At 36.4% G+C, this 12,884-nt stretch carries 11 protein-coding genes; 7 read left to right on the top strand and 4 right to left on the bottom strand.

Annotated features, from left to right (window positions below; all coding sequences use genetic code 11):
* Positions 1-639, bottom strand: coding sequence for a DUF47 domain-containing protein (locus tag LF887_RS05605; protein WP_236857806.1), 639 nt, complete (start codon positions 637-639; stop codon positions 1-3).
* A 151-nt stretch (positions 640-790) separates the two neighbouring features.
* Positions 791-2,506 carry a DEAD/DEAH box helicase gene (locus tag LF887_RS05600; protein ID WP_236857805.1) on the bottom strand — a complete coding sequence of 572 codons (1,716 nt, stop codon included), beginning with the start codon at positions 2,504-2,506 and terminating at the stop codon, positions 791-793.
* A 227-nt stretch (positions 2,507-2,733) separates the two neighbouring features.
* Here LF887_RS05600 and LF887_RS05595 point away from each other — a divergent pair, with 227 nt between their 5' ends.
* The 7 genes from LF887_RS05595 to LF887_RS05565 all read left to right on the top strand — a co-directional run bounded on the left by LF887_RS05595 (position 2,734) and on the right by LF887_RS05565 (position 10,730).
* Complete coding sequence (locus LF887_RS05595; protein ID WP_236857804.1) at positions 2,734-4,044, top strand: TolC family protein; 1,311 nt, start codon at positions 2,734-2,736, stop codon at positions 4,042-4,044.
* 3 nt (positions 4,045-4,047) lie between these two features.
* Entirely contained in the window at positions 4,048-5,322 is a 1,275-nt protein-coding gene (locus tag LF887_RS05590; protein WP_236857803.1) for an efflux RND transporter periplasmic adaptor subunit, read from the top strand.
* An 85-nt stretch (positions 5,323-5,407) separates the two neighbouring features.
* A complete protein-coding gene (locus LF887_RS05585) occupies positions 5,408-6,157 on the top strand; it encodes an ABC transporter ATP-binding protein (protein WP_236857802.1) in 750 nt (249 codons plus the stop codon).
* Between the two features lie 22 nt (positions 6,158-6,179).
* Positions 6,180-7,409 (top strand): ABC transporter permease, encoded by a 1,230-nt coding sequence (locus LF887_RS05580; RefSeq protein ID WP_236857801.1) that lies wholly within the window; start codon positions 6,180-6,182, stop codon positions 7,407-7,409.
* A gap of 141 nt (positions 7,410-7,550) precedes the next feature.
* Complete coding sequence (locus LF887_RS05575) at positions 7,551-8,216, top strand: DUF2461 domain-containing protein (RefSeq protein ID WP_236857800.1); 666 nt, start codon at positions 7,551-7,553, stop codon at positions 8,214-8,216.
* A 232-nt stretch (positions 8,217-8,448) separates the two neighbouring features.
* Positions 8,449-9,243, top strand: coding sequence for an FkbM family methyltransferase (locus LF887_RS05570; RefSeq protein ID WP_236857799.1), 795 nt, complete (start codon positions 8,449-8,451; stop codon positions 9,241-9,243).
* Positions 9,244-9,251: 8 nt separating this feature from the next.
* Positions 9,252-10,730, top strand: a complete 1,479-nt coding sequence (locus LF887_RS05565) for a lipopolysaccharide biosynthesis protein (protein WP_236857798.1) — start codon at positions 9,252-9,254, stop codon at positions 10,728-10,730.
* A gap of 71 nt (positions 10,731-10,801) precedes the next feature.
* On the opposite strand, the gene LF887_RS05560 is transcribed toward LF887_RS05565, so the two are convergent.
* Positions 10,802-11,842 carry a hypothetical protein gene (locus LF887_RS05560; protein WP_236857797.1) on the bottom strand — a complete coding sequence of 347 codons (1,041 nt, stop codon included), beginning with the start codon at positions 11,840-11,842 and terminating at the stop codon, positions 10,802-10,804.
* A gap of 151 nt (positions 11,843-11,993) precedes the next feature.
* Positions 11,994-12,848: a glycosyltransferase family 2 protein gene (locus LF887_RS05555; protein WP_236857796.1), complete on the bottom strand. Its 855-nt coding sequence runs from the start codon at positions 12,846-12,848 to the stop codon at positions 11,994-11,996.
* Positions 12,849-12,884 lie beyond the last annotated feature (36 nt).

The following is a 12,884-nucleotide window of genomic DNA, read 5'->3' as shown; positions in this document are numbered from 1 at the left end:
TTAGGCGTATTTAATCATGATGTTCTCAATCGTGTTGGCAACATCTTCTGCTTTGTCTGTTACTATTTCAAGATAATTAAGTACAGATGAAATTTTAATGATATTGATGGCATCATTGGTTTCAAATAATTCTACCATTGAGTTGGAAAGCAGGTCATCTGCAATATTTTCAATAGAGTTTACCTTGATACAAGCTTCTTTTACCTGCTCCATGTTTTTGAATCCTTTAAGATTCTTCATTGCATTCTGAATTTCCAGACACGCTTTGTGGATCAGTAAAGAGAAGTCTGAATAAGCCTTCATCTCCGGAGATTTGTATAAGAAGATATATTTTGTAGAAGCGTAGATATAATCGGCGATATCATCTAACCCTGTTGCCAGTGTATGAATATCCTCACGATCGAAAGGTGTAATGAAGTTTTTCCCCAGTTCAACAAAGATCTCGTGCGTAAGCTCATCATTTTTATGTTCAAAATCACTCATTTTTTTCAACATAGAATCGTCATTAAGATCGAAATCTTTGATTCCTGTATTGAATTCCTCAGACATTGCAACTAGATTTTCAGTTACCTTTTCAAAAAGTACAAAGAAGATTTTATCTTTTGGTTGAAAAGCGTGGAAAATATTACCAATTCCCATTTTTTAGTATTTATAATTCGAGTGCAAATTTCCTAAAAAAGGATTGCACGTGAAACTATATAACATTAAGTTTTGTTAACATTCGCTTATCGCCTGAATATCAAATAAAAAAACCGACATTGCTGCCGGTTTTGTATGGTATGAAAAGCGATTAGTTAGCTACTTCAGCTCTCATATCTTTTCCTTTAAATTTCATTGATTGAATATTGCTTAAGACATTGTCTTTAAACGATTTTTCAACTTCGAAGAAAGAGAATTTCTCTAAGATTTCGATATCACCGATCTCAGCTCTTTTTTTGGATTTCCCATCACCAGTAGCTTTGTTGATAATATCTAAAACATCAAGTTTCTTCAAGTGATCTTTCTTTCCAAGGTTGAAGAAGAATCTAACCATGTTTTCATCTTTTCTTCTTGGCTTAGAACTACGATCTCTGTCTCTTCCACGATCTCTGTCTCTGCTATCTCTACTGTCTCTGTCACGACCTCTATCTCTGTCTCTATCACGTCCACGGTCTCTTCTAGAGTAATCATCATCTCTGCTGCTGAATTTCTGCTCAGCAAGATCATGTTTGTCTTTGTAGTATAAAGCAAGATCTTTCAATTGGAACTGTAGCAACTGGTGCACCAATTCTTCCTTTGTAAACTTACTTAGATCCGGGATCAGGCTATCATCAAACTCGAAAAGATCTTCATGCTCTGTTAATAACTTTTCGAAAACACCACCTACCTGAGCTTTGATAATATCTTCTCCTGTAGGAATGAATTTCTCATTGATTTCGATCTTCGTTGCAGACTTGATCTGCTTCAGTTTTCTACTTTCTTCAGGCTTAATCAAAGCCATTGAAATACCATCTTTTCCTGCTCTACCTGTTCTTCCGCTTCTGTGAACGAATACTTCAGGATCATCAGGTAAAGAAAAATGGATAACGTGAGTAAGAGAGTTTACATCCAATCCTCTTGCTGCAACGTCTGTTGCTACAAGAATATCAATGTTCTTCAGTCTGAACTTCTTCATTACGGTATCTCTCTGCGCTTGAGAAAGATCTCCGTGAAGAGCATCAGCTGCGTACCCATTCTGCATCAAGAAGTCAGCAACCTCCTGAGTTTCCATTCTCGTTCTACAGAAGATAATGGAGTACTGATTAGGGTTTGCATCGATAAGTCTCTTCAATGCTTCTTTTTTCTGACGGTACCCTACCACGTAATATTCGTGCGTAATGTTCTTCTTCACTTCGTTGATAGAACCTACTGAAATACGGTGTGGTTTTGTAAGGTAGTTTTTGGAAATTCTTTCCACTTCCTTGTTCATCGTAGCCGAGAATAAGAAAGTTTGTTTTGTTTCCGGAGTTTCTCTCAAAATGGTTTCCAATTCATCCTTGAATCCCATAGAAAGCATTTCATCTGCTTCATCTAATACCAACCAATGGATGGCAGAAAAGTCAAGCGCTTTTCTGTTGATAAGATCGATTACTCTTCCTGGAGTTCCTACAATAATCTGAGGCTTATCCTTCAAAGATCTCATTTGATCTACAATGCTACTTCCACCATAAACCGCAGTAGTTTTGATGTCTTTCATGTACTTAGAGTAGTTCTTTATGTCTTTCGAAATCTGAAGACATAATTCCCGTGTCGGACAAAGCACCAATAATTGGATTTTGCGACTCGTATCGTCAATCATATCCAAAATCGGAAGCGAAAACGCTGCTGTTTTGCCTGTCCCTGTCTGCGCAAGTGCGATCAAGTCGCGAATATCTGAAAGAATAAAAGGGATAGTCTGTTTTTGGATTTCTGTTGGGCTTTCGTAGCCCAGTTCGCCAATTGCCTTAAGGATATCAGGACTTAAATTGGTTTCCGTAAATAAATTCATTAACTATTTTAAAATTTTTGCAAAGATACAACAAATATTTGATTTGTTTTTGAATAAAGTATTAAATATACAAACTTAAATTCAGAATCTTTTAATATATTTTTAATTTTTTGAAAATTAAATCCAAAAAAACAAGCATTGGGTTAAAAAGTTGTTAAACATTATTTTTTTTTATTAAATTGGATTGATTTTTTCTGTGTTATTTATGAATTTTCAAAAATAAAACCATGAAACGCAAATTTTTCCTTCTGACATTCACTTTTATGGGGCTCGAAATATTTGCACAGTCGGCCAATTATCCAGCCAGCTGGACGCTGGAAAATTGTATAGAGTATGCAAAAGAGAATAATATCTCTATCAATTCACTGCGACTTTCAAAAAATTCTGCCGAACAGGATCTTCTTCAGGCAAAAGATGCCAAATATCCAAATCTGAACGGAACTGTATCTCAGGGGCTTTTTGCTCTAAATGGAGGTAATGGTCTTCAACTCAACAGTGTTCAGGCACAGAGTATAGGAGCTAATTCTTCCATGACCCTCTATCATGCCGGCTACATCAAAAATAATGAAGCATCAAAAAACCTGCTGGTTCAGATGGCTGATCTTTCAGTACAGGAATCACAGAATAACATTACGATAAATATTGCTCAGGCCTATTTAAACATCCTGATGACCCAGGAAAATATAATATCCCTTGAAGGTGTTCTGAAAACAAGCCAAACCCAATTAAAACAAGGGAATCAGTTTTATGCAGCAGGGAATATTTCAAAACTAAACTACCTTCAGATCCAGGCACAGGTAGCTCAGGATGAGTATAACTTAACCTCTTCTCAAAATACTTTGCGTACCAATATTGTTAATTTAAAACAAATACTGCAGCTGCCCTCTGGCTATGATTTTCAGATTGTAAAACCCGACAGCATCATTGTGGACAATCAGCTTAAATCATTACAGGAAGTTCAGGATCTGGCACAGAATCAACGTCCCGAGGTAAAATACGGAGAACTGAATATTGAAAATTCCAATACTGCTTTAAAAATGGCCCGGGCTTCCATACAGCCTACTTTAAATCTTACCGGAAATATTTCTACCAACTATGCGTATGGAAACGGTAATTATTTTAACCAGCTAGGCACCAATTTTTACATGCCAATCGGGCTGAGTCTCGGAATTCCAATCTATAACAACAGAATTTATAAAACTCAGGTCGAAAAATCTAAAATTGCTATTGAACAGGCCAATCTGGATTTATTGAATACGAAAACCGTCCTTAACCAACAGGTTGAGCAATCCTATATCAGCCTGCAGAACGCATTGTCACAATACGACTCAGCATCCAAACAAATGGACCTCAACAAACAGAGCTACGATATCATGAATGCCCAGATGAAAATTGGCAGTATTGACTATGTACAGCTTCAGCAGCAGCGATTGCTCTATATACAGTCTATCCAAAATTATCTGCAGGCTAAATATACTGCAGTACTCAATAAACAGATCTATGAATTTTATGCAGGTAACCCTATAAATCTAAAGTAAGCTATGAAAACAAAGAATAAAAAATGGTTGTACTGGGTTGTGGGCGGCATCATTGCTATTGGTGCAGTCTGGTTTTTCTTCATCAGAGAGAAAGAAATCAAAATACAACTGGAAACGGTGAAACCTGAGATGGGAGACCTCTCCAATTCTATCACAGCAACAGGAACTGTACAACCTGTAGATACTGTTGCTGTAGGTACGCAGGTATCAGGTATCATTAAAAGTCTTTATGTAGACTTCAATTCTACCGTCAAAAAAGGGCAACTTCTGGCTACTTTAGATCCTGACCTACTTCAGTATCAATCAGAACAGTATAAAGCTAATCTCCAAAATGCAAAGAGCAATCTTGCCTATAATGAGATCAATATTAACCGACAATCACAGCTTTACAAAGTAGGCGCCATCAGTAAAGCCGATTTTGACAATGCAACCAATCAGTATAACGCGGCGAAGGCTCAGGTAGGTACGGTAACAGCCCAGCTTTCCACGGCCAATAAAAACCTATCTCTTACGAATATCTATTCACCAATAGATGGAACGGTTCTTAACAGAAATGTAAGTGAAGGGCAGACAGTCGCTTCAAGTTTCAGCACACCTACCCTTTTCAGTATAGCCAAAGACCTTACCAAAATGCAGGTTCGCGCTTCAGTAGATGAAGCAGACATCGGGAATGTAAAAGTAGGTCAGAAATCTACCTTCACTGTAGATGCTTTCCCTGATGAAATATTTAAAGGGCAGGTTTCTGAAGTACGTCTCCATCCTACTGTTTCGTCGAATGTTGTGAATTATACAACAATTATTAATGCTGATAATTCCAGTTTAAAGCTAAAGCCTGGAATGACTGCCAATATTACTATTTATACTCAGGTTTTAGAAAATGTAATGAAAATTCCTGCGGCAGCGACAAGCTTCAGACCAGACAGTATCATTATTAAGAAATACAAGGTCAATTCACCTTTTGCTAATGGTAAAAAACATGAAAAAGGACAATGGAAAAAACAAGGAAAAGGAATGGATAAAAAGAATGAAGCAGCAGTCTGGATAATTGCTAAAGACAGTACCATCTCACGTAAAAGGATAAAAACAGGGCTGGACAATGATACGGAGATCCAAGTAATTTCCGGCCTGGATAAAAATGAAACAATCATTACCGGCTATAAAGTTCTTTCTAAAAAAACCTCCGGCGGACAGGCTAAAAGCCCTTTCATGCCGCAAAGAAGGAGTGGCGGAAACAATAAAAGCGGTGGTGGCAATGGCGGCGGCGGTGGACCGAGATAAAAGAATTTGAATTTAGTATTCACATTCTAATATCAATTTTCCATTTTCAACTTTAAATTTTCAATTTTCAACTAACAAAAAGGTTATGGCAGAAAAAATTCTGGAGATCATAGATCTTAAAAGAGAGTTCAAAATGGGTGAAGAAACCGTTCACGCCTTAAAAGGGGTAACATTTTCTGTAGAAAAAGGAGAATTCGTGACAGTGATGGGAAGCAGCGGCTCAGGAAAGTCCACTTTACTCAACATTATTGGCTGTCTGGACAAACCTTCAGGTGGAGATTATATTCTGGATGGGGTGAATATCAAAAACCTTGATCGTGATGAATTAGCTGTTTTGAGAAATCAAAAGATTGGATTTGTGTTTCAGTCCTACAATCTTCTGGCCAGAACTACAGCGAAAGAAAATGTGGAACTTCCTCTTCTCTACAATTCAAAAGTTTCTACTGAAGAGCGTCACAACCGGGCTCTAAAGGCACTTGCTGCAGTAAAACTTGAAAGCAGAGTTGACCATCTTCCGAATCAGATGTCAGGCGGACAACAGCAAAGAGTTGCCATCGCCAGGGCTTTAGTAAATGAGCCTGTAATGATTCTTGCCGACGAAGCTACAGGAAATCTTGATACGAGAACTTCCTATGAAATCATGGCCCTCATGCAGGATCTTAATCAACAGGGCCGAACGATAGTTTTCGTTACCCATGAGCCCGACATTGCTACTTTCAGCAGCAGGACCGTCACTCTAAGGGATGGCATAGTCATTAAAGATGTTAAAAATGAGAATATAAAATCTGCCAAAGATGCACTGGAAAACCTTCCTGTCAATGACGATTATAAATAGTTTAAATTAAAAACCAAAAGCAATGAATGTTTTAAATCTCTTCAGAATTGCCTGGAAAGCTCTTTTACGAAACAAACTTCGTGCATTTTTGACGATGCTGGGGATCATTATTGGGGTAGCTTCAGTAATTGCAATGACCGCTATTGGAGAAGGTTCAAAAAAAAGCATCAGTGACCAGCTTTCTTCGATGGGTTCAAATATGATCACCATACGGCCATCAAGTAACGTGAATGTTTCCGGAGGGGCCAGAATTGGCGCTTCGGGGCTACAGACGCTGAAGCCACAGGATGCTGACGCTATTTCCAGGGGTGCACCGGATGTTTCATACGTCTCCCCTGCAGTACAGACTAACGGACAGTCTATCAATGGTCCGAACAACTGGCCAACGCAGCTTCAGGGCGTTAATGAAGAATACTTTAAAATAAGAGACTGGAATAATTCTGATGGCAGTCTTTTTACTAAAAAAGATGTTTCTTCATCCAATAAAGTTTGTCTTTTGGGCCAAACTGTTTATGCCAATCTTTTTCCTAATGGTGAAAGCCCTGTAGGATCAATAATCAGATTTAATAAAGTTCCCATGAAGGTTATTGGCATTCTGGCAGCTAAAGGTTCCAATGCTTTTGGACAGGATCAGGATGATGTGATTATAGCTCCGTTTAACACCGTTCAGAGAAGATTTTTAGGAATCACCTATGTTCAGACCATTTATGCTGCTTCTACGAATGAAAATACTTCACAACAGGCGACAGATCAGGTTTCAGAAATTTTAAGAAAACAACATAAACTTCCTGTTGATGGAAGTAATGATGATTTCATGGTAAGAACTCAGGCTGAGCTTATTTCTACCATGAGTTCTACCAGCCAGCTTCTTACCGTACTATTATCTGCCATTGCCGGTATTTCCTTAATTGTAGGGGGAATCGGAATTATGAATATCATGTATGTATCCGTCACTGAGCGTACCAAGGAAATTGGACTGAGAATGTCTATCGGAGCCAGAGGAAAAGATATTCTTTATCAGTTTCTTATTGAAGCGGTACTTATCAGTATTACCGGTGGAATTCTTGGGGTAATTTTAGGTGTTCTGTCTTCAGAACTGGTTTCTTTTTTCTTGTCGTGGCCTACGTTTATCACAGAATCGTCTATTATTATTTCGTTTATCGTATGTGCTGTGACGGGAGTGTTTTTCGGATATTACCCCGCTTTGAAAGCTTCTAAGCTTGATCCTATTGAGGCATTGAGATATGAATAGTTTTTGTAAATTTGGTAAACAGCTGAGAATTGATAATGGAAAATTCAGAGTGGGGAGTGCTTTGAAAAAAGATTGCTTACGAAATACACTCTTCCAACTTCCAGCCAGTAAAACGAATTACGAAAAAAAATCTCTTAAAATATGTCAGCAAACATTTCTTCCAAAACATTTGATTTTCTAAAAAAGCTAAGCAAAAATAATAACCGCGAATGGTTTAATGAAAATAAAAACCTGTATACAGAATCTCAGCAAAATGTGGTTTCATTTCTGGACGATCTGATAAAAGAAATGTCCGGTTTTGATGAAGATCTTGCTAAACTTGATGGTAAAAAAGCATTATTCAGAATTTTCCGTGACGTTCGGTTTTCAAAAGATAAATCGCCTTATAAAACCAATTTCGGAGCATCCTTAGGAATGGGAAAAGGAAATCAAAAAGGAGGTTATTATCTTCATATGGAACCGGGTAAATCTTTTTTAGCCGGAGGAATCTATATGCCTGAATCTTCTGCACTAAAAGAGGTACGAAAAGAAATCTCTCTATATGGCGAGGATTTTCTTAAAATTCTAAATCATAAAGATTTTAAAAAGCACTTCCCTCAACTCGATCAGGAAGATAAACTCAAAAAAATACCTCAGGGCTTTGAAAAAGAAGATCCAATGGCTGAATATTTAAAGCTTAAGAATTTCATTGTGGTATATCAGATAAAAGACGAAGAGGTTTTGGATAAAAATGCAGCAAAGAACATGACAAAGATTTTCAAACTTATGAAACCTTTCAATGATTTCCTGAATACGCCTTTTCTATGATTTTCTGATATTTTTTAACAACCCACAGATTTCACAAATCGGGCAGCTCTTTTCAGTAAGTTGTCTGCGGTACAGAGACGTCTCTGTGACAAATTGAAAATACAATAAAGGGCAACGTTCTACAAAACAGACCCTAAACATTTCCCACTGAAAATCAATTCATTATAATTAACATTTTTTAAGATAAGTTTTACTTTTTTGCTTATCTTTGCTGTTCGTCAAAAAGTTAAGGATGTCTTTATACCAAAAAATTGCAGAAAAGCTACAATATATAAGTCCGAATTTCTACAAAAAAAGATATTTTAAGAGCTTAAACAATCTTAATAAAGATAATTTTTCGGAACGTAATGTAGAGCCGGAACTGGTATGGATCAAAGAATACCTTTCTAAAAATGCCATAATACTGGATATTGGTGCAAACGTAGGAACTTTTCTTTACCAGCTGGAAGATAAGTTGGATCATGAGCACGTGTATGCTTTTGAACCCAATAAAAAGCTCTACAGAAGACTAAAAAGGCTGTTCCCGACTATGCGGGTACTTCCTTTAGCACTTTCTGACGAAAATACGGTAGCCGAGTTCAAGGTTCCGATTATCAACGGAAAAACGATTGCTTCCCGTGGCACTTTAAATACCTCCTACAAGGAAAAGGGTGAAGAAAAAAGCTACACTGAAAAAGTAAAAGTTATCAAGTTAGATGAATGGGCGGCACTAGAGCACTTCAACAGATTAGATTTCATCAAGATTGATGTTGAAGGAAATGAAATAAAGACTCTTTTGGGGGCCAGAGAAACCATCAAACAGTTTCTTCCAACCCTTATGGTTGAAATGGAACAACGGCACCACGAGACACCAATATGGGAAGAAATTTCTGAAGTGATGAGTTGGGGATATGAAGCAAAATATCTGAACAGAAAAAGCTTTCTCCTGGAGACTCTTACTGAAGAAATTATCTCGCAAAACACAAACGACGAAAAAAATAAAACTCAGTACATCAACAATATTATTTTTATACCTAAAAACATTTAAAACGACTTATGAGTGTAGTAGCGAGACAAGGCTTCAAATATTCCATTATCGGTTATATTGGGTTTTTGCTGGGCACAGTTTCTGCAATATTTATTTTCCCGAATGACTTTGAATTTTACGGAAAACTCCGCTACATTCTTCCTACTGCTGAAATGCTGGTTCCTTTTGTTGTATTGGGAATCTCTTATTCTAATGTGAAGTTTTTTCACAAGGTAGAAAAAGATGGTAAAAAACAGAACATGCTGTCTTTGTCACTGCTCACTGTTTTTATTAATTTTATCATTTTCACAGCCGTCTTTTTTGTTCTGCCCTTTTTCTACCCAAAGTTTAAGCACTCGGAGGCATGGAAGATCAAGGAAATGATTCTTCCATTAATTTTAATTCTTTCTTTCTGTGCTATTTTTAATAAATACACCTCCAATTACAAAAGGATCGTAGTTTCCAATATTTTCGATAATCTTTTTCCTAAAATAGCCAATCTTGGAGCCTTCTGCCTCTTTTATTATTTTGCTTTGTCCCAGAAAATCGCATTTGCTTTTTTCTTCGGAATATTTGCATTAATGCTCTTTGGATATGTTTATTATACGAATAAGCTTGAAAAGATTCAGCTTGACTTCAATACGGATTATTTTAAGAAAAATGATTTCTGGAAAGACTTTTTCAACTACAGCTTCTTTGGATTTTTAGGAACTTTCGGAAATTATCTGGCGATCAACAGCTTTATGATCGGAGAATTTATGGGAATGGAAGAGGTAGGAATCTATTCTGTGCTGTACGCTTTGATCTCATTGATTTCCATTCCTCAGCTGGGATTGTTTAACATTTCCGCTCCTATCATCAACAAAACACTTGCTGACGGGGATATGGAAGAACTGGACAGGTTCCACAAAAAAACATCTTTATCGCTATACTTTTTAGGAGCTGTTTTATTCTCCTGTATCATGGTAGGATTTCCTTATCTGACTCAGTTTATGCCGAAAAACGGAACTATGCTCAGGGAGTATGAGCCGGTAGTATGGATCTGGGGCTCTGCTGTTTTGGTAGATCTTGCAACAGGTTTCAACGGAAATATTATTTCACTTTCAAAATATTACAGATTCAATATCCTGGTAATGCTTTTACTGGCAGGCTTAACGATTGGACTGAATTATTATTTCATTAAAAACACGGACCTGAAGCTTATTGGAATTGCCTTATCTACAGCTATTTCTCTTACCATCTACAATGTGATTAAGATCCTTTTTAATTATATTGTATTTAAAGTTTCGCCACTTACCATTGAAATGATCTTTGTTTCCATCATATGCACTCTTGCTATCACAGTAGCCATAGTACTTCCGAACTTTAACAGCAACCTGATCAATCTGGTCTATAAACCTTCCGTTGTACTTGTGCTGATCTATATTGGAAATTATTTCACAAAAATATTCCCTATTGAGAATTATCTTAATATGAAGTTTATTAAAAGTGTATTTAAGTTTAAGTAGTGTATGGGTAAGGCTTAAGAAGAAAAGGTATTTTTCTTAGATAAAAGAGAATAAAAACGTTCTTTTTAAGCTTAAATAAGATTATTTAAAAGCTTTTCTACTTTTTTTTGCACGCCTCCCTTTCCATAAGTTTTTTGAAAGTCAAAATCAACTTCAGGAAGATCATTACACTGTTCAAGAATATTTTCTTTTTCAGGAAGGATAAATTCAAGTTTTGACGGATAATTCTTAGGAAAAACGGCCCATTTTCCATAATTGATGGCGTCCCCCAGATTTCCTGTCATTTTGGTAATCCCATATCTCTCTTTTAAGCTGAAAAATACTGTTTCCAGCTGAATCGGACACCAAAGCACATCTGCTTTCTGCATCCATTTTTCAAAGTCTTCAGAAGAAACTCTTTCTGAAAAAAAGGTAATATGGACATTTTCAGGCACGTCAGCAGATAATTTTTTAAGCGCTTTCAATTCATTACCTTGTGCTTTTCCCAGAAATATAAATTCCCAGTTTTTATCTGTCTGTAAATGCTGAATGGTTTTAAAAATAGTATTATAATCTCTTCTTTTCTGTGAAACTCCGCCGGGTATAACGACACTCCAGTTTTCATTTTTAGCTTTATCAAAATTTCTGGTGTAAAAAAGAGGAAAAAAGCGATACTTTTCAGAAGCTAGAGCTTCATCCAGTACCAAAAGATGCTTTGCTTTCTGATAAACTTCTGACGAATAAAATAATCCTTCTTTCCACCAAAGTTTCAACCTGTAGATCACATCTTCCTTGAAGATACTCTTCATCAGATCCTGCTTTGAGGCTTTTGTAAAATTGAGATTATGGGTAATAACGGCAGTATTATATTTCTCAGTAACGGCCAGAAATGTATTAAAATAACGGTGAACTGTTCCAATAATCACAAGATCATAGCCTTTCGTCTTCAGCTGATCCAAAATCATAGAACTATCTGACAGGTATACCGTTTCACCATGCTTACCAATCTGATCTTTGATTCTTTTTGAAAAATAATAATCTACGGCAAAATGTTGATTATCTTCCATGATGTCCATGAAAGCCTGGGCAATTTCTGCATGGGTATCTATTTCTATATAGGCTATTCTTTTCACTGAAATGATTATTCTTTATTTTATTAAGTTTTAGCTGTTTTTATTTTTTATTAAGTGGGTTAAAGTTCATCTTTACTGAATTGAATAACAGTATATTCAATTTAAAATATTTAAATATATTATTTTCAATTATTTTCGCAACTCTAATTTACTACATTTTCAGCCATTTCTTCCTGAGCATTCTCCAACGTTGATCATTAACGGCTTTTTGCTCTTCTTTTGTAATCTTCAGTTCCAGCTTTTTAGATCTGCAATTCTCATAAACGTTCACAATATCAAAGAAAAATGCCACAGATTTACTTTTCATCGCTTCTTTTGACGAGGCAATATAAGCGAGAAACCTGTTTAATCCTAAAAAATAAAAGTATCGGCCATAGTAATCGGCTGGTCTTATGGTATAATCAGCACCTTTTACCTTTATCAGCTTTACATGAAGTTCCGGAAGAACGATTTCTTTCCAACCTAGATTTTCAAGTAAAATAGAGTCTATGTTATCCCAACCCAATGTTTCCCGTAGTCCGCCAATTTGAAGAAAACATTCTTTGCGATATGCCTTCATAGGTCCTCTCACATGATGTTTATTAGAATTCCCTTCGTACACCCAGTTCTCCCCTTTTTCTATATACAGCAATCCTCCTACCAATCCATATTGCGGATTGTGGGTAAAAGCATTTGCAACTGTTTCCAGATAGTTTTCCGGGAGAATGATATCGGCATCAAATTTACAGATGACATCAAATTCATCTGTAGATTGTGTATGAAGTCCGCTTTTAAAAGCATGAACAACCTTAGATCCTGGCTGATGTTCAGATTTCTGAAGATTAATGGTTCCAAAACGGACATCAGTCTCTGTATATTTTCTTATTATTTCAGGAGTTCTGTCTGTAGAACCGTCATTCACTATCACGACTTTAAAATCTTTGCAGGTTTGCAGCTTTAAAGAATCAAGGGTAAATGAAAGGTTTTCTTCTTCGTTATGGGCAGGAATTATAATTAAAAACCTCACGAATTATTGTATAAAGGATGAATGATAAGTGATAAA

This window comes from Chryseobacterium sp. MEBOG06 (assembly GCF_021869765.1).
In the GTDB taxonomy this organism is placed as follows: domain Bacteria; phylum Bacteroidota; class Bacteroidia; order Flavobacteriales; family Weeksellaceae; genus Chryseobacterium.
This window is presented reverse-complemented; position numbering and strand designations above follow the sequence as displayed.